Source organism: Rhodoplanes sp. (genome assembly GCF_013377085.1).
In the GTDB taxonomy this organism is placed as follows: Bacteria; Pseudomonadota; Alphaproteobacteria; order Rhizobiales; family Xanthobacteraceae; genus Rhodoplanes.
The window spans coordinates 102,619-122,581 of the sequence record NZ_JACAAX010000006.1 but is presented as its reverse complement, the minus strand read 5'-3'; the positions used below and the strand labels follow the sequence as shown (position 1 = coordinate 122,581).

Annotated in this window: 15 protein-coding genes; 5 read left to right on the top strand and 10 right to left on the bottom strand. The window is 69.0% G+C overall.

Annotated features, from left to right (window positions below; genetic code table 11):
• The first annotated feature begins 70 nt into the window (after window positions 1–70).
• Window positions 71–397, top strand: a complete 327-nt coding sequence (erpA, locus tag HXX10_RS06910; RefSeq protein ID WP_296521020.1) for an iron-sulfur cluster insertion protein ErpA — start codon at window positions 71–73, stop codon at window positions 395–397.
• A gap of 170 nt (window positions 398–567) precedes the next feature.
• Window positions 568–1,590 carry a tripartite tricarboxylate transporter substrate binding protein gene (locus HXX10_RS06905; RefSeq protein ID WP_296521018.1) on the top strand — a complete coding sequence of 341 codons (1,023 nt, stop codon included), beginning with the start codon at window positions 568–570 and terminating at the stop codon, window positions 1,588–1,590.
• Window positions 1,591–1,602: 12 nt separating this feature from the next.
• Here HXX10_RS06905 and HXX10_RS06900 read toward each other — a convergent pair whose 3' ends face one another.
• Window positions 1,603–2,832, bottom strand: coding sequence for a sensor domain-containing diguanylate cyclase (locus HXX10_RS06900; protein ID WP_296521016.1), 1,230 nt, complete (start codon window positions 2,830–2,832; stop codon window positions 1,603–1,605).
• 237 nt (window positions 2,833–3,069) lie between these two features.
• Window positions 3,070–4,038 (bottom strand): tripartite tricarboxylate transporter substrate binding protein, encoded by a 969-nt coding sequence (locus tag HXX10_RS06895; protein ID WP_296521015.1) that lies wholly within the window; start codon window positions 4,036–4,038, stop codon window positions 3,070–3,072.
• A gap of 130 nt (window positions 4,039–4,168) precedes the next feature.
• Here HXX10_RS06895 and HXX10_RS06890 point away from each other — a divergent pair, with 130 nt between their 5' ends.
• A complete protein-coding gene (locus HXX10_RS06890) occupies window positions 4,169–4,936 on the top strand; it encodes an SDR family oxidoreductase (protein WP_296521014.1) in 768 nt (255 codons plus the stop codon).
• 54 nt (window positions 4,937–4,990) lie between these two features.
• Here the strand turns inward: HXX10_RS06890 and HXX10_RS06885 are convergent, their stop codons facing one another.
• Both HXX10_RS06885 and HXX10_RS06880 read right to left on the bottom strand, forming a co-directional pair.
• A complete protein-coding gene (locus HXX10_RS06885; RefSeq protein ID WP_296521010.1) occupies window positions 4,991–8,191 on the bottom strand; it encodes an efflux RND transporter permease subunit in 3,201 nt (1,066 codons plus the stop codon).
• Between the two features lie 82 nt (window positions 8,192–8,273).
• Window positions 8,274–9,425 carry an efflux RND transporter periplasmic adaptor subunit gene (locus tag HXX10_RS06880; RefSeq protein WP_296521008.1) on the bottom strand — a complete coding sequence of 384 codons (1,152 nt, stop codon included), beginning with the start codon at window positions 9,423–9,425 and terminating at the stop codon, window positions 8,274–8,276.
• A gap of 325 nt (window positions 9,426–9,750) precedes the next feature.
• Here HXX10_RS06880 and xth point away from each other — a divergent pair, with 325 nt between their 5' ends.
• Window positions 9,751–10,545 (top strand): exodeoxyribonuclease III, encoded by a 795-nt coding sequence (gene xth, locus HXX10_RS06875; protein ID WP_296521006.1) that lies wholly within the window; start codon window positions 9,751–9,753, stop codon window positions 10,543–10,545.
• A gap of 63 nt (window positions 10,546–10,608) precedes the next feature.
• Here xth and HXX10_RS06870 read toward each other — a convergent pair whose 3' ends face one another.
• Complete coding sequence (locus HXX10_RS06870; RefSeq protein ID WP_296521004.1) at window positions 10,609–11,499, bottom strand: tetratricopeptide repeat protein; 891 nt, start codon at window positions 11,497–11,499, stop codon at window positions 10,609–10,611.
• Complete coding sequence (gene ilvD / locus HXX10_RS06865) at window positions 11,486–13,210, bottom strand: dihydroxy-acid dehydratase (protein WP_296521002.1); 1,725 nt, start codon at window positions 13,208–13,210, stop codon at window positions 11,486–11,488. The genes HXX10_RS06870 and ilvD overlap by 14 nt, the downstream gene beginning before the upstream one ends.
• 336 nt (window positions 13,211–13,546) lie before the next feature.
• On the opposite strand from ilvD, the gene HXX10_RS06860 reads away from it, so the two are divergent.
• Entirely contained in the window at window positions 13,547–14,164 is a 618-nt protein-coding gene (locus HXX10_RS06860) for a DNA-3-methyladenine glycosylase (protein WP_296521000.1), read from the top strand.
• 89 nt (window positions 14,165–14,253) lie between these two features.
• Here HXX10_RS06860 and HXX10_RS06855 read toward each other — a convergent pair whose 3' ends face one another.
• The 4 genes from HXX10_RS06855 to HXX10_RS06840 all read right to left on the bottom strand — a co-directional run bounded on the left by HXX10_RS06855 (window position 14,254) and on the right by HXX10_RS06840 (window position 19,924).
• Window positions 14,254–15,600: an ammonium transporter gene (locus tag HXX10_RS06855; RefSeq protein ID WP_296520997.1), complete on the bottom strand. Its 1,347-nt coding sequence runs from the start codon at window positions 15,598–15,600 to the stop codon at window positions 14,254–14,256.
• 28 nt (window positions 15,601–15,628) lie between these two features.
• Window positions 15,629–15,967, bottom strand: coding sequence for a P-II family nitrogen regulator (locus HXX10_RS06850; RefSeq protein WP_296520995.1), 339 nt, complete (start codon window positions 15,965–15,967; stop codon window positions 15,629–15,631).
• A 266-nt stretch (window positions 15,968–16,233) separates the two neighbouring features.
• On the bottom strand, window positions 16,234–18,996 hold the full coding sequence (locus HXX10_RS06845; protein ID WP_296520993.1) for a valine--tRNA ligase: 2,763 nt from the start codon (window positions 18,994–18,996) through the stop codon (window positions 16,234–16,236).
• A 157-nt stretch (window positions 18,997–19,153) separates the two neighbouring features.
• The gene (locus tag HXX10_RS06840; RefSeq protein WP_296520991.1) at window positions 19,154–19,924 is read right to left on the bottom strand and encodes a GntR family transcriptional regulator; all 771 of its coding nucleotides are present in this window, start codon (window positions 19,922–19,924) and stop codon (window positions 19,154–19,156) included.
• Window positions 19,925–19,963 lie beyond the last annotated feature (39 nt).

The following is a 19,963-nucleotide window of genomic DNA, read 5'->3' as shown; positions in this document are numbered from 1 at the left end:
GCCTCGCCGCATTGACCCGCGCCAGTGCAGCACTTACCTTTTTTGCACCAGCACAGGCAATGTGAGAGCCATGACAGACGTCACCCTCACGGACAGCGCCGTCCGACGCATCGGCGAAATCCTGCGGTCCGAGCCGGCCGGCGCAATGCTCCGCGTCAGCGTCGAAGGCGGCGGCTGCTCGGGCTTCCAGTACAAGTTCGACCTCGATCGGGAGCGCGCCGAGGACGACCTCGTCCTGGCGCGGGACGGTGCCACCGTGCTGATCGACCCGGTGTCGCTGCAATACATGGCCGGCGCCCAGATCGACTTTGTCGACGACCTGATCGGCGCCGCCTTCAAGATCCACAATCCGGTCGCCTCCGCCTCCTGCGGCTGCGGGACGAGCTTCTCGATCTGAGCGGCGGCCGTCGAGCGGCGGGGCAACTGCGAAGGCCGCAGCCCTGTCCCTCGGACACGGCGGATCGACGTTTACGGCCCCTTCGGCATTCTCGGCTTACAGTGGTCGACGAGGCTCGGCCTCGCCGGCGGCCGGTTGCGGCAGCGGCATCCACGCGATCCTTTTCGGCCATGCTCACGCGGCGGCACTCCTGCTCGGCCCTGCTCGGCGCTCTCGCCGGCTTCGGCTCGGGTTGGGCCGCGCGCCCGGCGCTCGCGCTCGACTACCCGACCCGCACGGTCCACATCGTCGTCCCCTTCCTGGCGAGCGGCGGCACCGACATCCTGGCCCGCCTCGCCGCGAACCGGCTCGCCGAGCGCTGGCGGCGCCCCTGCGTGGTCGACAACATGCCGGGCGGGTCCGGCGGCATCGCGACGCGCGCCGTGATGCGGGCCGCCCCGGACGGCTACACGCTGCTGATGGCCTCGACAGGCGCCCTGCTGGCCGCCGCCAGCGGCCCAGACGGCAGCCCGGCGGACGACTTCGACATCACCAAGCTTCTCGCCCCGATCGCGCTGCTCGCCGCCCCGCCCTATGTCGTCACCGTCAATCCGGCCGTGCCGGCCCGATCGGTGGCCACGCTGGTCGATCTGGCCCGCGCCCGGCAGGCCCGCGGCGAGCCGCTGCGCTACGGCTCCTCCGGGGCGGGTGCCGCCTCCCATCTCATCGCCGTGCTGTTTGCAAAGGAGACCGGAGTCACGCTCACCCATGTGCCTTATCAGGGCACCGGCGAGGCCATGCAGGAGCTTCTCAGCGGCCGGATCGACCTCCTCTTCGCGCCGCCCCAGACGGTGCGGCCCGTGGTCGATGCGGGCCGCCTGGTTCCGGTCGCGCTCACAGGGGCGACCCGCTCGCCGCTGTTCGCGCGCGTTCCGACGCTCGCCGAGGCCGGCATCGCGGGTTTCGACTCGGTCGGCTGGTTCGGTCTCCTCGCGCCCCGTCACACCCCGGACGACATCGTCGCGCGGCTCGAGAGCGAGGTGACGGCCGTGCTGGCCGAGCCGGCCGTGCTGACGCGCCTCGCCGAGCTCGGCGCCGAGCCGCAGCCGATCACCGGCACAGCCTTCGCCCGCTTCATCAACACCGATATCGCCCGCTGGACCCCGTTGATGCGCGACGCCGGCATCGTGCCGGCCGGCGGCCCGCGGCGCTGAAAGCACCTCGCGTCAGCCCACCACCACCTTGTTGCGCCCGCTGTTCTTGGCGACGTAGAGGGCGCGGTCGGCGGCCGCGACCAGCGCGGCGACCGGAGCCTCGGCGCTGTCGGCCAGCACGGCTCCGAAGCTCGCCGTGATGGTCCGGGTCGCGCAACCGAGATCGAACGGCGTGCCGGCGATCGCCGCCCGCAGGCGTTCGGTCGTGCTGCGGATGCCGTTGGTGTCGACGTTCCTGAGCAGCACCAGAAACTCCTCGCCGCCGTAGCGGCCGACCAAGTCGCCCTCGCGCAGCGCATCGCCGAGCCGACGGGTGAACTCCCGCAAGGCGGCGTCGCCGGCGGCGTGGCCGCAGGCATCGTTGATCGGCTTGAAATGATCGATGTCGGACAACACGACGCCGATCGGCCGCGACGCCGCGCAGGCGTCGCGCAGGGCCTGCTCGACCGCCGTCATGATGGCGCCGCGGTTGAGCGCCCCGGTCAGGGGATCGTGGCTCGCCGCCTCGGCGAGCAGGCTGCGCTCCTCCTGCAGGCGCCGATTGTGGTCGACCATGTCCTGATAGAGCCGGCTCTTTTCGATGACGATCGCCACCTGGGCGGCGATCTGCCGGAAGACCGCCTGATGGATCTCGCGATAGGTGTCCTTCTCCCGGCTGGTGAAGAACAGCACGCCGATCGGCCGGCGGCCGACGATCAGCGGACAGGTGAAGCTGGAGCGACCGCCCTCGCGCACGATGCGGCGGGTCGAATCGGAGTCCGGATGCTCGGCGAGATACTGCTCGAGATTATTGAGGATGCGCGGCTCGCCGCGCGTCAGGACGGCCTGCAGGCTGCTGCCGGCGAGCGGCTGCGAGTAGCCGGCCGAAATCTGGACCGGCCCCAGCACGGAGCGGGCCCAATGCGCGGCGAGATGTTGGCCGTCGGGGCTGACGAAGGCGCAGCCGATGCGATCGTAGGGGATGAGGTCGACGAACCAGTCGAAGATGCGGTTGAGCACGTCGTCGAGCAGGACGCCCTGATCGACCATGTGGACGAGATCGAACAGGCGGTCGAACTCGCGCTCGCGGCGGCTGATCTGGTCGGCGAGCATCTCGAGCTCGCGGGCGAGCGCCGCCAGCGGATCGGCCGCGTCGGCGTCGAGGCGCGCCACCGGCCGGCCACAGCGGAGCTGCCGCACCCAGGTCGTGTAAGTGTCCAGACGGGATGCGAGAGGCTCGGCGGGCGCAGTCACGACGGGCATCGATATCCCCTGGCCGTAATCGGCAGACCGTGCGTCGGATCGAAGCGAACGAGACGCAATGCAAGATTGCGATACCGTCGGAGATAGGTCTTAAGGAACGATTACACCACCAGGATTAGTCCCGTATTCCGAGCATCTGGAGCCGGCGCCGCGGCGTATCCGCCGCGGCGGTGGAGAGCATCGCCCGGCGACGGCGTCCCGCCCACTCGCCCCGGTGGTCGCCTGGTGCCCTGCCCGTCAGTTCACCTTCATGCCGATCGCCTTGGCGAAGGCCGCATAGGTCGAGACCTCGCGGCTTACCTGGGTGCCGAACTGCACGGTCGAGAGCGGCATCGGCTCGACCCCGATCTGGGCGAACTTTTCACGCACGGCCGCCGAGTCGACCGCCCTGCGGATCTCGCGCTCGAGCGTGGCGACGATCGCCGGGCTGGTCCTGGCCGGTGCGAAAAAGCCGATCCACAGCGTGTAGTCGGAATCCGGATAGCCGGCCTCCAGCGTGGTCGGCACGTCGGGCAGCGCGGCGGCGCGCGTCGGGCTCGACACCGCCAGCGCCCGCAGGCGGCCGGATCGGATGTGCGGCAGCGCGGTGGCGATCGGACAGAAATAGTAGGTGACGCGGCCGGCGATCACCTCGGTCAGCGCCTCGGCGCCGCTTTTGAACGGGATGTGCACGGCCTCGTAGCCGGCGCTGGCGCGGAACCGCTCGGCGCTGAGATGGACGGCCGAGCCGATGCCGACCGAAGCGAAATTGAACGAGCCCGGATCGGCCTTGGCGGCGGCGACGAACTCCTGCACGGTGGTGTAGCCGGTCGACGGCGCGACGATCAGCACATTGGGCAGATTGCCGGCGACGCCCAGCGGCACGAAGTCCTGGACGACGTCATAGGAGAGGTTCGGATAGAGCGCCGGCGTGATGGTGTGGGCCGACGAATGGGCGAGCAGCGTGTAGCCGTCCGGCTCCGACTTGGCGACCGCCGCCGTGCCGATGGTGCCGCCGGCGCCGCCGCGGTTCTCCACCACGAAGGGATGGCCGAGCTGCGTCGAGAGCTGCTCCAGCACGACACGCGGCACCACGTCGGTGGCGCTGCCGGCTCCGAACGGAATGATCACGCGGACCGGCCTGGTCGGCCAGTCCTCGGCTCCGGCGGCCGCGGTCGCGGCCAGGAGCCCGGCCAGTGCGGCAATGACAATCCTGCGCAGTCTCATCCTGTGGTCTCCCGATTTTGAGAGACACACTGGCAATATGCATGCCAGCGCAGGGGGTTCCAAATTGCCGTGGCTGCATTACCTCGGTGTCGGCGGCAGCCGTGTGCGCTGCCCGGCAAAGGACGACACCATGCAGATGAGCGGCAACACCATCCTGATCACGGGCGGCGGCACCGGGATCGGCCGCGGCCTCGCCGAGGCCTTTCACGCCCTCGGCAACCGGGTGATCGTCGCCGGGCGCCGGCAGGCGGCGCTCGATATGACCACAGCCGCCAATCCGGGCATGGCCTCGATCACGCTCGACATCGAGGATCCGGCCGCCATCAAGGCCTTTGCGGCCGAGGTCACGGCCCAGCATCCCGACCTCGACATCGTCATCAACAATGCCGGCATGATGAAGATCGAGGACATCCTGGCGCAGCCCGAGGACGTCGGCACGGCGGAGGCGACGGTCGTCACCAACCTGCTCGGCCCGATCCGCCTGACGGCGGCATTGCTGCCCTTCCTCATGAAGAAGCCGCGCGCCACCGTGATGACGGTGTCGTCCGGCCTCGCCTTCGTGCCGCGGGCGTCAACGCCGAGCTACAGCGCCACCAAGGCGGCGATCCACTCCTACACGCAGTCGCTCCGCTTCCAGCTCAGAACCACGGCCGTCGAGGTGATCGAGATCGTGCCGCCCTATGTGCAGACCGAGCTGATGGGACCGCAGCAGGCGATCGACCCGGCCGCCATGCCGCTCGCCGATTTCATCGCCGAGACGATGGCGCTTCTCGCCACGGGCGCCCAGGAGATCTGTGTCGAGCGGGTGAAGCCACTGCGCTTCGCCGAGGCGCGCGGCGACTACGATACGCTCTTCAAGACGCGGAACGAGCCCCGGATCCCCGAGCCGGCCCGCTGAACAGGCCAGCCGCCACGGGAGCCGACATCGATGGGGAGATGAGCCTCCCCGCTCCTACTCGGCCGCGACCGGGGCGTGCTCGCGCTCTTCGCGCTCGCCGACCGTCTCGAGCTGCGGCTCGAGGCGCTGGCGCAGGCGGCGGTCGATGCGGTCGAGATAGATGTAGATCACCGGCGTGATGAACAGCGTCAGGAGCTGCGAGAAGACGAGGCCGCCCACCACGGCGACGCCGAGCGGCTGGCGCAGCTCGGCGCCGGCGCCGGTGCCCAGCGCGATCGGCAGCGCCCCGAAGATCGCCGCGAAGGTGGTCATCATGATCGGCCGGAAGCGCAGCAGGCAGGCCTCGCGCATCGCCGCCTCGGCGCTGAGCCCGACGCGCCGGCGCTCGACCGCGAAGTCGATCATCATGATGGCGTTCTTCTTGACGATGCCGACCAGCATGACGATGCCGATCATGGCGATCACCGACAGCTCCATGTTGAACAGCATCAGGATCAGGAGCGCGCCGACGCCGGCCGAGGGCAGTCCCGAGATGATGGTGATCGGATGGATGAAGCTCTCGTAGAGAATGCCCAGCATCACATAGGCGGCGAACACGGCGGCGAGGACGAGAACGCCCTGCCCACGCAAGGAATCCTGGAACACCTGGGCGGAGCCCTGGAAGCCGGTGGCGATCGAGGCCGGCAGGTTCGACTCGCGCTCGATCTCGCGGATGGCGTCGACGGCCTGGCCGAGCGAATAGCCGGGCGCCAGGTTGAACGAGATGGTCACGGCCGGCTGCTGGCCCTGGTGGTTGACCTGCAGCGGTCCGACCGTGCGCACCGTGCGGGTGACGGCCGAGAGCGGGATCGAGGGCCCGTTCGCCGCCGTGTTGCCGGTGACGCCGCCGCCCGGGGTGAGCACGTTGCCGGCCGCGCCCGTGACATTGGTCTTGAGGAAGATCCGCTCGAGCCCCGATGGGTCGGCCTGGACCTCGGGCAGGCTCTCGAGGATCACCTGATAGTCGTTCGACGGCGTGTAGATGGTCGCCACCTGGCGGGTGCCGAAGGCGTTGAACAGCTCCTGGCGCACCTGGTCGACCGAGATGCCGTAGAAGGCGGCGCGCTCGCGGTCGATCTCGACCGTCATCTGCGGATTGCTGATGTAGAGATCGGTGGTGACGTCACGCAGCCCCGGCAGGGCCGCGATCTTCTCGCGCAACTCCGGGGCGAGACGGTAGAGCTGCTCGGTGTCGCTTGACTGCAGCGTGTACTGGTACTCGCTCTTGGAGATGCGGCCCGTGATGTTGATGTTCTGGACGTTCTGGAAATAGGTCGCCATGCCGACCGCGACGCTGGTCTTCTGCCGCAGCCGCTGGATCACCGCATTGGCATTCTCGCGGCGCTCCTTCTTGGGCTTCAGCGCGATGAACATGCGGCCGTAGTTCGGCGTCGGGTTCGGCCCGCCGACCCCGACCGTCGAGTTGACGTAGTCGACCGCCGGATCGGCCCGCACGATCTCGGCGATACGCGCCTGCCGCTCCAACATCGCCTTGAACGAGATGTCGGCCGGCCCCTCGACGGTCGCCGAGATGAACCCGGTGTCCTCGATCGGGAAGAAGCCCTTCGGCACGACGACATAGAGCCAGACGGTGGCGATCATGGTGAGCGCGGTCACCACCAGCACGACCGGCTTGTTGCGCAGCACGAGGTCGAGCGCCACCTCGTAGGCGCGCAGCATGCCATTGAAGCCGCGCTCGAACAGCCGCAGCACAAAATTCTGCTTGTCGTCGGGGTGATGGGCGCGCAGCACGCGGGCGCACAACATCGGCGTCAGCGTCAGGGAGACGAAGCCCGAGATCAGGATGGCGACCGCGATCGTCACGGCGAACTCGCGGAACACCCGGCCGACCAGTCCGCCCATCAGCAGCACCGGGATGAACACCGCGATCAGCGAGAAGGTGATCGACACGATGGTGAAGCCGATCTCGCGCGAGCCCTTCAGCGCCGCCTCGAAGGGGCGCATGCCGCCCTCTATATGGCGCACGATGTTCTCCAGCATGACGATCGCGTCGTCGACCACGAAGCCGACCGACAGGGTCAGGGCCAGCATGGTCATGTTGTTGATGGAGAAGCCGAACGCGTACATCACCGCGAAGGTGCCGATCAGCGACACCGGCACGGCGAGCGCCGGGATGAAGGTCGCCGAGAAGGTGCGCAGGAACAGGAAGATCACCAGCACGACCAGGCAGATCGCAATGGCCAGCGTCTCCTGCACGTCGGCGACCGCCTCGCGGATCGACGCCGAGCGGTCGTTCAAGACCTCCATGCGGATGGCGGCCGGGATCTGCGCCCGGTAGGTCGGCAGCCGGTCCATGACGGCATCGACCACCGCCACCGTGTTGGCGGCGGGCTGCCGCTGGATGGCCAGCACGATGGCACGTTCGTTGTTGAAGAAGCTGGCGATCTTGTCGTTCTCGACCGAGTCGATGACGCGCGCCACGTCCTCCAGCTTGACCGGCGTGCCGTTGCGGAAGGCGACCACCACCTTGCGGTACTCGGCCGCCTTGTTCATCGCGGCCGTCGCCGTCAGGGTGATGTTCTGCTCCTGACCCGAGATGGTGCCGACCGGCGTGTTGGAGTTGGTCTTGGCGACGACGTTGCGAATATCCTCGAGCGAGATGTTGCGGGCCGCCGCGGCGACCGGATCGACCTGCACCCGCACGGCGAAGCGCTGGGCTCCGTAGACCAGAACCTGGGCGACGCCGGGGATCTGCGAGATCTGCTGGGCCAGCGTGATCTCGCCATAGTCGTTGATGGTCGACAGCGGCAGGGTCGGCGACACCAGGCTGATGTAGAGGATCGGGAAGTCGCCGGGATTGACCTTGCGGAAGCTCGGCGGCGTCGTCATCTCGATCGGCAGCCGGCGCTGCGCGACCGACAGCGCCGTCTGCACGTCGAGCGCGGCGCCGTCGATGTCGCGGGCAAGATCGAACTGAATGGTGATCTGGGTCGTCCCGAGCGACGACATCGAGGTCATCGACGAGATTCCGGAAATGGTCGAGAGCTGCCGCTCGATCGGCGAGGCGACAGAGGCCGCCATGGTCTCCGGGCTGGCGCCCGGCAGGGTCGCCGTGATGGCGATGGTCGGAAAGTCGACGGTCGGCAGCGCGGCGACGGCGAGCAGCCGGTAGGCGAAGATCCCGAACACGATCATCGACGCCGTGATCAGCGTCGTCAGCACCGGGCGGCGGATGCAGGTCTCCGAGATCTTCACGGCGTCCGTCTCCTGGCAGTCCGCCCTGGGGTGGCGCGAGCCTGGGCCTGTACGGGAAGCGAGCTGCGGCGCGGGGCGCCGATCAAGCGCCGGCCTTGCGGGGCGCGCTTTGGTCGCCGCGCACCGTGACGCGGGCGCCGTCGGTGAGGTGCAGGTGGCCGTCGGTCACCACGGTCTCGCCGCCGGTGAGACCCGAGTCGACGACGGCCTGCGGACCGTTGGTCCGCAGCACGTTGACGGCCTGCACGCGGGCGACACCGTCCTTCACCACATAGACGAAGCTGCCCTGCTGGCTGACCTGGATGGCCGAGGCCGGCACCGTGACGGCATCCTCGACCCGCAGGGTGAGCCGCGCCATCACCAGCGTGCCGGGCCACAAGAGCTCGTCCTGGTTCGGCATCGCCGCCCGGATGGTCGCCATGCCGGTCGCCGAATCGACCGCGTTCTCCACCATGGCGATCTGGCCGCGAGCGCGCCGGCTCTCGCCGGGAATGATCGCCTCGACGGACGAGTCCTCGTCGTTGATGGCGGCGCGGATCTGCGGAAGCACCCGCTGAGGCACCGTGAACGACACGTAGACGGGCGCCATCTGGTTGATGGTGGCGATCGGCGAGATGTCGGCGGTGCGCACCTGGTTGCCGACCTTCACATTGGCCTGGCTGATCCGGCCCGTGATGGGCGCCCGGATGGACGTGTAGCCGAGTTGCACCTTGAGGTTCTCGATCGTCGCCTGGCTGGTCAGGATCGCGGCCCGGTAGACGTCGGACTGTGTCTTGGCGTTGTCGAGATTGACCTGCGGGGTCGCTGCACGCGCCACCAGCTCGGTGTAGCGCTTGAAATCGCGCTCGGCGCCTTCGAGCTGCGCCTTGTCGCGGGCGAGCTGCCCTTCGGCCTGGCGGATCTGGGCCTCGATGGCGCGGCTGTCGAGGGTGACCAGCAGGTCGCCCTTCTTCACCAGCGCGCCGTCCTCGAAATGAATGGCGAGGATCTCGCTGTCGATACGGGTGCGCAGCGCGACAGTGGCGAGCGGCGTCACCGAGCCGAGCGCCTCGATCAGCACGGGCGCCTTCTTGCGCGTCGCCGTGTCGGTGGTGACGACGACGGCCCGCGGGCCGGTGGCCCGCACGGCGGCGCCCGCACCCTTGTCACCGGTGCCGAGCCACTGAACCGCAAAGGCGCTGCCCGCGAGCGCAAGCACTCCCACCAAACCCCAGAAAAGGCGTTTTCGCATCATGTCGGGTCCGTCGTCGTCCGAATGCCGAGGGTCAAGTTCGGGAGAACCGGATGGGCCGCGCATGATGACCGCGACGCGCACTCTCGTCACCAAACCAGGAGTCGAACAGCAACGAGGCCATCGGATCCTCGATCAGCAACGGAACAGCGCCGGGGGTGCCGACCGTACTGGCAAGTTATACTACCAACTGCTGCAAATAGCATACCGCCGCAGGCCGTGCAGCGGCCCAGCCGCGGTTATTCCAAAACGTGATTGATTTGTCGCAGCTTGACAAGGCATTGTCCCCGCTGCCCGACAACGGAACGTTAGTCGAAACGGTCATTCGATGCGCATTGCAACCTGGAATGTTAATTCGGTGAAGCAGCGCCTCGACAACCTGCTCTCCTGGCTGGCGGAGCGGCGGCCCGACATCGTCTGCTTGCAGGAGACCAAGTGTGTCGACGACGCGTTTCCGCGCGATCCGATCGAGGCCGCCGGCTACAACGTGGCCGTGCACGGCCAAAAAACCTTCAACGGCGTCGCCCTGCTGTCGCGCCGGCCCTTCGACGAGGTGACGGCAGGCCTGCCCGGCGATCCGGCCGACGACCACGCCCGCTTCCTCGAGGGCGTCGTCTCGACCGGGAGCGGCGGCGCGGTCCGGGTCGCATGCCTCTACCTGCCCAACGGCAACCCGGTCGGCACCGAGAAGTACCCCTACAAGCTGCGCTGGATGGACCGCCTCGCTGCCTATGCGCAGGAGCGCCTGGCGCTGGAGGAGCCGTTCGTGATGGCCGGCGACTACAATGTGCTGCCGTCCGAAAAGGATGTCCCCAATCCCGAGGCCTGGGCGAAGGACGCCCTCTTCCTGCCGACCACCCGGGAGAGGTTCTCGGCGCTGACGACGATGGGCTTCACGGACGCGATCCGGGCGGGCTCGGACGCTCCCGGCCTCTACACGTTCTGGGACTATCAGGCGGGCTGCTGGCAGAAGAACATGGGCCTGCGGATCGATCACCTGCTGCTGTCCCCGCAGGCGGCCGACCGGCTCGTCGCCGCCGGCATCGACAAGCATGTGCGCGGCTGGGACAAGCCGTCCGACCACGTGCCGGTGTGGTGCGACCTGGCTATCGACGCGGCCTGAGCCGGCAGCGGCCGCCGGGTTCGTTCGGGCCCCGTTTTCTGCTGTACTTGGACTTCGCCGCCCCTACTCCCGCCGGCCGCCGCGCAGCCAGCGCTCGATATAGGAGAGCGCCGTCGCCCGCTCGTCGTCGGTCGCCGTCTTGAAGGCGGCGGCGTGCATGTCGGAGATCCAGGCCTCCTGGGCCGTCGCGGCGTCGCGGGCGAGGGTGAGCCACATCAGGCCGCGGGCGCCCTGGCGCGGCACCGCCTCGCCCTTGAACAGCATGGCGCCGAGCAATGCCTGGGCCTGGTACTGGCCCTTGTTGGCGGCGAGCTGCAGCCAACGCGCCGCCTGGCGAGCATCCTTCACGCCGCCGGGGCCTTCGAGATACATGCGGCCGAGATGGTACTGGGCGTCGGGATCGCCGAAATAGGACGCCGCATAGGTGTACATCTCGCGGGCCCGGTCCGGGTCGGCCTTCACGGTCGAGTTCGGGATGCCGTCGAGATAGTAGCCGCCGAGCGCCACGAAGGCGTTGGCGACGAAGCGGGCCCGCGGCGTGCCCGGGCTCTCGTCCGCATGGGCGTCGGCGACCTCGCGGAAATACTCGAAGGCACGCACGTCGTCCTGCTTGACGCCGTCGCCGTCCGCATACATGCGGCCGAGCTTCCACTGGGCGATCGGGTGGCCGCTCGCCGCGGCGTATTCGAGCGAGGAGACGCCGCCCTTGGTATCGCCGGCACGCAGCGCCTGGGCCCCCGAGCGGAAGGCTTCGACCGGCGTGATGCTGCGCAGCTCCGGCGGCGACGGCAGCCGCCCCGGCGACATGATGACGGTACCGCGCGGGAAAAGATCGACGCTCACGGCGGGCGCGATCTCGCCCGGCGTGCGCGAGCCGTCGAACGCGAGCGCGGTCCCCAGCCCGATGGCCAGGCCCGCAACGGCGAGAATGCCTATACGACTAGACGTCCGCATAACACTTCTTCTCGGCCACAGCGCCCGGATGGGTGACGGCGCCGGTCCGCGCCGGGCCCACCTGCTGGGCGTATTTCCACAAGTAACCCGACGTCGCCGTCGTCCGTTTGGTCTTGAAATCCTCGCGGCGCCGGTCGAGCTCCGCCTTCGGCAGCTTGACGTTCAGGGTGCCGGCGTCGGCGTCGATCTCGATGATGTCGCCGTCGCGCAGGAGGCCGATCGGCCCGCCGGCCGCCGCCTCGGGGCCGACATGGCCGACGCAGAAGCCGCGGGTGGCACCGGAGAAGCGCCCGTCGGTGATCAGCGCGACCTTGCCGCCGGTGCCCTGGCCGTACAGCGCCGCCGTCGTGGCCAGCATCTCGCGCATGCCGGGGCCGCCCTGCGGCCCCTCGTGGCGGATGACCAGCACGTCGCCGTCCTTGTAGCGGCGCTTCTTGACCGCCTCGAAGCAGGCCTCCTCGCCGTCGAAGCAGCGCGCCGGGCCCGTGAAGGTGAGGCTCTCCATGCCGGCGATCTTCACGATGGCGCCGTCGGGAGCGAGATTGCCCTTGAGGCCGACCACGCCGCCGGTCGGCAGCAGCGGACGGTTGGCGGGACGCACGACGTCCTGCGCCTTGTTCCAGGCCACATGGGCGAGGTTCTCGGCCATGGTGCGGCCCGTCACGGTCATGCAGTCGCCGTGCAGGAAGCCGTGGTCGAGAAGCGTCTTGAGGATGAGCGGAATGCCGCCGACCTCGAACAGATCCTTGGCGACGTATCGGCCGCCCGGCTTGAGGTCCGCAATATATGGGGTACGCTTGAACACATCGGACACATCGAACAAATCGAAGGCGATACCGCACTCGTTGGCGATCGCCGGAAGATGCAACGCAGCATTGGTCGAACCGCCCGTGGCCGCAACCGCGGCGGCGGCATTTTCCAGCGCCTCGCGGGTCACAATATCGCGAGGCCGGATGTTGCGCCGGATCAGGTCGACGATCAGCTCGCCGGCCGTCATGCAGAAGCGGTCGCGCATCTCGAAGGGCGCCGGCGCGCCGGCCGAGTAAGGCAGCGCCAGGCCGATCGCCTCGGAGACGGTCGCCATGGTGTTTGCGGTGAACTGCGCCCCGCAGGCGCCGGCCGACGGACAGGCGACCTGCTCGAGCTCGTCGAGGTCGGCGTCGGAGAGGTCGCCGACCGAGTGGCGGCCGACCGCCTCGAAGACGTCCTGAACCGTGACGGGCTGCCCCTTGAAGGTGCCGGGCAGGATCGAGCCGCCATAGATGAAGATCGACGGCACGTTCAGCCGGCACATGGCCATCATCATGCCGGGCAGCGACTTGTCGCAGCCGGCGATCCCGACCAGCGCGTCATAGGCGTGGCCCCGCATGGTCAGCTCGACCGAGTCGGCGATGACCTCGCGAGACGGCAGCGAGGACTTCATGCCCTCGTGGCCCATGGCGATGCCGTCCGTCACCGTGATGGTGCAGAACTCGCGCGGCGTGCCGCCACCGGCAGCGACGCCCTTCTTCACCGCCTGGGCCTGCCGCATCAGCGCGATGTTGCACGGCGCGGCCTCGTTCCAGCAGCTCGCCACCCCGACGAAGGGCTGGTGAATCTGCTCCTTGGTGAGGCCCATGGCGTAGTAGTAGGACCGATGCGGCGCGCGGTCGGGACCCTCGGTCACGTGCCGGCTGGGCAGCCTGCTCTTGAGGTCGGTCCTGGCATCCATCTCGCGTCATGTCCCCGGTCGAGATCGCGGACGACCGACGCTCACGGGCGTCGTGGACTGCGATCTGGACCCATTCGAAATCGTGGAGGCGTGTGGCGGAAAATAGGCGTTTAGGGTCGTTACCGGCCCGGTCACGGAAATGTTGATCCCCTGTTGCTGCCGCGACACACGCTGTGGTCACGCGTGCACAGACCGCCACGCGACGCGCGGCGTCCTGCATGCACGATCAATCTGCAGAAAACCCCGTCGCCCCGGCGCCACTATGCACAGCCACCGTCGCCGGACCGTCAAAGCGACGGTGACGAAGCGATCGATCTCGTCGAGATTTCCTTCACCATGCAGACGACCGCCCTCCCCCGTGCCCCGTCCCCTTTGCAGCGCCGCTTCTTCGACCGCAGCGTCCATCGCGTCGCGCCCGGGCTGATCGGCGCGACCCTTTTGGTCGACGGCGTCGGCGGCGTCATCGTCGAGGTCGAGGCCTACCACCACACCGACCCGGCGGCGCACAGCTATGTCGGGCGCACCGCGCGCAACGCCGTGATGTTCGGCCCGCCCGGCCATGCGTATGTCTACCGGTCCTACGGCATCCACTGGTGCGTGAACGCGGTGTGCGAGCCGGAGGGCGAGGCGAGCGCCGTGCTGATCCGGGCGCTGGCGCCGACCGCCGGGCTGGAGGCGATGCGGGCGCGGCGTGGCGTCGAGGACGAGCGCCTCCTGTGCAGCGGGCCGGGCCGGCTGTGCCAGGCCCTCGGCATCACCAGGGCACTCGACGGCGCCCCGCTCGACGCGGCCCCCTTCGTTCTGCTGGCGCGCGCCAAAAAGCCCGCGATCGTCGCCGGTCCGCGGATAGGCATCACCAAGGCGGCCGAGAAGCCGTGGCGCTACGGGCTGAAGGGCTCGCCCTATCTCAGCCGGCCGTTCCGGCCGGCGGCGCCGGCCCGGCCGGTGCGCTGAACCAGAAATTCGATTGGACCGACGATCGAAGGCTGCGGCGGCGGCCCCGGTGTCCCGGGACCGCCTCTCCGAACCCCATGGGCGCAGCCTTACTGCAGCGCCTCGCCGTGCTGGGTGACGTCGAGCCCCTCGATCTCCTGCTGGCGGCCGACCCGCAGCGGCACCAGCCGCTGGACCAGCATCAGCAGCACGAAGGTGACGAGGCCCGACCAGGCGAGAATCGCCAGCACGCCGTAGAGCTGGGCGACGAGCTGCTCCGGATGGCCTTCGAGCAGGCCCGGGACCCCGCCCGGCAGCTCCGGAGTGGCCGACACCGCCGCGGTCGCGAACACCCCGGCAAGCAGCGTGCCGACGGCGCCGCCGATGCCGTGGACGCCGAAGACGTCGAGGGAGTCGTCGTAGCCGAGCTTGGTCTTCAGCCAGGTGCAGGCATAGAAGCAGATGACACCGGCCATCAGGCCGATGACGATACCGTGCCAGGGCAGCACGAAGCCGGAGGCCGGCGTGATGGTGCCGAGGCCGGCGACCGCCCCCGAGATCATGCCGAGCACCGACGGCTTGCCGCGGGTCAGCCATTCGAGCGCCAGCCAGGCGAGTGCCCCGGAGGCGGCGGCGAGATGGGTGGCCACGATGGCGAACACGGCGCGCGAGCCGGCCCCCAGCGCCGAGCCGCCGTTGAAGCCGAACCAGCCGACCCACAGCAGGCCGGTGCCGATCACGGCGAGCGACAGGTCGTGCGGGGCGAAGTTCTCGGCTCCGTAGCCGTGCCGGCGGCCGAGCACCAGGGCGGCGACCAGGCCGGCGACGCCGGCATTGAGATGGACCACCAGGCCGCCGGCGAAGTCGATGGTGCCGAGCTGCATCAGGAAGCCGCCGCCCCACACCCAGTGGGCGATCGGCACATAGACCAGGAACAGCCAGCCGAACGCGAACCAGACGAAGGCCGAGAACCGCATGCGGTCGGCGACCGAGCCGGCCACCAGCGCCACCGTGATGACCGCGAAGGTCATCTGGTAGAGCATGAACAGCATCTCGGGGATGGTCTTGGCGAGCGGGCTGACCGTGTCGAGGCCGATGCCGTGCAGCATCACCCGGTCGAGCGAGCCGATCACGGCGCCGTCGCCCGAAAATGTCAACGAGTAGCCGAGCACGGCCCACAGCACCGAGCCCAGCGCGGTGGCGACGAAGGTCTGGGCCATGGTGGCGAGGATGTTCTTCTTGCGGACCATGCCGGAATAGAACAGCGCCAGCCCCGGGATGCTCATCATCAGCACCAGCGCGGTCGCGGCGATCATCCAGGCGGTGTCGGCCGCATCGATCTTGCCGGCGGCCTGTGCGGGGTCCTGTGCGGCGGCCGGCCCGAGCGCGAGCGCCGCCAACACGGCGGCGGCCACCGTCGCGGCGCCGAACCGGCGCCACGGGCGTGTTGGAGTCATAGCGGTGTCCCCCCTTGCGACCCGGCGCTCAGAGCGCGTCGACGTCGGTCTCGCCGGTGCGGATGCGCACCGCCCGCTCGACCGTGGTGACGAAGATCTTGCCGTCGCCGATATGGTCGGTGCGGGCGGCGCCGCGGATCGCCTCCAGCACGCGCTCGACCCGGTCGTCGTCGACCACGATGTCGACCCGCACCTTGGGGAGGAACGCCACCGTGTACTCGGCGCCCCGGTAGATTTCCTTATGGCCCTTCTGGCGGCCGTAGCCCTTGACCTCGGTGACGGTCATGCCCTGGGCGCCCGCGGCCGAGAGGGCGTCGCGGACGTCGTCCAGCTTGAAGGGTTTGATGACGGCGGTGACGAGTTTCATAGCGGCGCTCCGTTGCGAGTGGTCGGACGCCGGGCAGGACGGGATCGGGGCAGTCCCTGCGCCCGAAAAGGGCGCGGCGGTCCGAAGGCGTTTCGAGGCGCCCAAGATACCGGCAACCGAGGCTGGAATTTAAGCGAAATCGCGCGCCGTCCCCCATTTTGGCGGGGTTCGTGGCGGCCGCAGCACAAGACTGCCGCAGCCGCCGCTGCGCGAACGGGCACCAGCCCCGACGAGTCGGGTCCTGGCGGACCCGCCCGGCGGGCGCTTCAGCCGGCGTCCTTGAGCCGCTCCAGCGCCTCGAGGATCTTGGCCCGGCGGGCCATCGCCTCCTCGCGCTTCTCGCGCTCGCCCTCGACCACCTCCTCGGGGGCGCGGGCCAGGAAGTCGGCATTGCCGAGCTTGCCGTCGACCCGGGCGATGTCGGCCTCGGCCTTGGCCTTCTCCTTGCCGAGGCGGGCCCGCTCGGCCGCGAGGTCGATGACGCCGGCGAGCGGAATCGCCGCCACCTCGCCGCGGACCACGAGCTGGACCGAGCCCTTCGGCACGGCGTCGGCGGACTCGATTCCGGACAGCCGCGCCAGCCGCATCACCTCGGGCAGCCGCTTGGCGCGTTCGGCGGTCATGCGGGCGCCGGTGAGCACCAGCGGCAGCAAGGTCGCGGGCGGGACGTTCATCTCGGCCCGCACCGAGCGCACCGCCGTCACCAGATCGATGACCCAGCCGATCTCCGCCTCCGCCTCCTCGTCGTCGAGGCCCTTCGGCTCCGGCCAAGGCGCAAGCGCCAGCAGGCTTTTTCGCGGGTCGCCGCCTTCCGCCGTGACGGCCCACAGCTCCTCGGTCACGAACGGCATGAACGGGTGCAGGAGCTTGATGATCTCGTCGCGGACATGGGCCACCATGGCCCGGGTCTCGGTCTTCTCCGGCCCGTCCGCCCCGAGCAGGACCGGCTTGGCGAGTTCGAGATACCAGTCGCAATAGACGTTCCAGACGAAGCGATAGACGCTGGCCGCCGCCTCGTTGAACTTGTAGGCCTCCAGCGCCTCGGTGGTCTCGGCGACCGTGCGGGACAGCTCGTGGCCGATCCAGCGATTGAGAACGCTGTCGTTGGCGCGCGGATTGAAGCCCGGCACGGCGGCGCAGCCGTTCATCTCGGCGAACCGGCAGGCGTTCCACAGCTTGGTCGCGAAGTTGCGGTAGCCCTCGACCCGGGACTTGGCGAGCTTGATGTCGCGGCCCTGCGCCGCCATGGCGGCGAGCGTGAAGCGCAGCGCATCGGCGCCGTACTGGTCGATCAGCTCCAGGGGGTCGATGACGTTGCCCTTGGACTTCGACATCTTCTGGCCGCGCTCGTCGCGGACCAGGGCGTGGATGTAGACGGTCTTGAACGGGACCTCGTCCATGAAGTGAAGTCCCATCATCATCATCCTGGCAACCCAGAAGAAAATGATGTCGAACCCGGTCACGAGCACGCTCGTCGGGTAGAACCGCGCGACCTCCGGGGTCTGGTCCGGCCAGCCCAGCGTCGAGAACGGCCACAGGGCCGACGAGAACCAGGTGTCGAGCACGTCCTCGTCGCGGATCAGGAAGGGCTCGCGGCTCTCCGGGTCGAGCGCCATGTCGTGCCCTTCCATGGGCGTGATGGCCTCGGTCTCGGCGTAATAAGCGAGCGCGCGGGCGACCGCCTCCTCCTCGGTCTCGGCGACGAACACCTTTCCGTCCGGCCCGTACCAGGCCGGGATCTGGTGGCCCCACCAGAGCTGGCGGGAGATGCACCAGGGCTGGATGTTCTCCATCCACTCGAAATAGGTCTTCTCCCAGGTCTTCGGAACGAACACGGTCGAGCCGTCTCGCACCGCCTCGATGGCGCGCACTGCCAGCGCCTTGGCGTTGACGTACCACTGGTCGGTCAGGAACGGCTCGATCACGGCGCCGGAGCGGTCGCCGTGCGGCACCATGTGGGGGTGCGGCTCGATCTTCTCGAGCAGGCCCTCGGCCTCCAGCCGCTCGACGATCTTCTTGCGGGCCTCGAAGCGGTCGAGCCCATGCAGCGCGATGGTCTCCTGCAGCGCCTCGGTGACCGGCACGTCCTCCAGGAAGGCGGCGTTCTCGGCGAGATCGAGCCGGCCTTCGGTGTCGAGCACGCTGACCAGCGGCAGATGGTGCCGCCGGCCGACCTCGAAGTCGTTGAAATCGTGCGCCGGCGTGATCTTGACCGCGCCCGTGCCCTTCTCCGGGTCCGAATAGGTGTCGGCGACGATCGGGATGCGGCGGCCGACCAGCGGCAGGATCACATGGCTGCCGATGAGGTGCTGGTAGCGCTCGTCGTCGGGATGCACGGCGACCGCGGTATCGCCCAGCATGGTCTCCGGCCGGGTGGTCGCGACCGTGATGGTCTCCTGGGTACCCTCCACCGGGTAGCGGATGTACCAGAGGTTCCCCTTCACCTCGACCTGCTGCACCTCGAGATCCGAGATGGCGGTCAGGAGCTTCGGGTCCCAGTTGACCAGCCGCTTGTCCTTGTAGATCAGCCCCTGGTCGTAAAGCTCGACGAACACCTTCAGAACGGCGCGGGACAGGCCCTCGTCCATGGTGAAGCGCTCGCGCGACCAGTCGCAGGAGGCGCCGAGCCGCCGGAGCTGGTTGACGATGGTGCCGCCCGATTCCGCCTTCCAGGCCCAGACGCGCTCCAGGAACGCCTCGCGGCCCATGTCGCGGCGCGACGGCTCCTGGCGCTCCATGAGCTGGCGCTCGACCACCATCTGGGTGGCGATGCCGGCATGGTCGGTCCCCGGCTGCCACAGCACATCGCGGCCGCGCATGCGCTCGAAGCGCACCAGCACGTCCTGCAGGGTGTTGTTGAGGGCGTGCCCCATGTGGAGCGAGCCGGTGACGTTGGGCGGCGGGATCACCAGGCAATAAGGCGCCGCCGTCCGCCGCTCTGGCCGACCGGCCCGGAACGCCTGCGCGGTCTCCCAGGCGGCCGAGATGCGGTCCTCGATGGCGGCAGGCTGATAGGTTTTTTCGATCATTTTTTCGGGTTCTCGACGCGTCGGAGCATGATCCCGAAAAATGGGGACCGATGTTCGGAAGAGATCATGCTCCCCTCGATAGGATGGAGCGGGCCACCAAAGCCGTGGCCACCGCCCCTGTCAACGTCGCCGAACGGGTAGCGGCCGGGCCGCGGGCTCAGCCGGTCCGCCGAACCGACGCGGTGACGAACTTCGCCTCGTAGATGCGCCGCGCCCGCAGCATGTGGGCGACCGCGAGCTCCTCCAGGAGATCGAGCCGACCGTCGCGCAGCAGCCGCATCATCTCGGTGTGCTCGTCGCAAGCCTGGCCAAGCGCCTCGGCATCGGCGACCCCGTAGGCCCGGATCGGGAAGCTGAGCCAATCGTGCAACCGGATGGCGTTGGCGATGAAGGGATTGCCGCAGAGCGAGAACAGCGCCTGATGAAACATCATGTTGGTGCGGTGGACCGCGACCACGTCACCGCCCGTCGCCGCCTCGGCATGGCAGTGCCGCCACCGCTCGACCACCGCGAGGCCGTCGGCCGGCACTGTTCCCATGCGACGGACGGCCGCCCGGTGCAGCACCTCCCGCATGTCGTACAGCCGGGCGATCTCCCCGGCATCGAAGCGGCGAAGCTCGGCGCCGCGATGGCGCGGCTTGACCACCACGCCGAGCCGCTCGAGCTCGTCGAGGGCGGCGCGGACCACGTGGCGCTTGCAGCCGTAGTCCTCCATCAGATGGTCTTCGATGAGACGCCCGCGCGGAAGAATGCGGCCCAGGATGATGTCGGCCTCGAGCGCGGCGATGACGGCCGCGACCGGCGGCGACACTGGCCGGTCGGCCCCCGGCAAGGCGAAATAGGCGGAATCGGCGCCGCTCGCAGCGGGAGCGTCGGGCGCGCCTGGCGCGCTGGGCTGCGGATCCGTGGCGATTATCGATAATTTCATCGGCATCGAGGTGCTTTTCCCCGTCGTCCACCACCATAG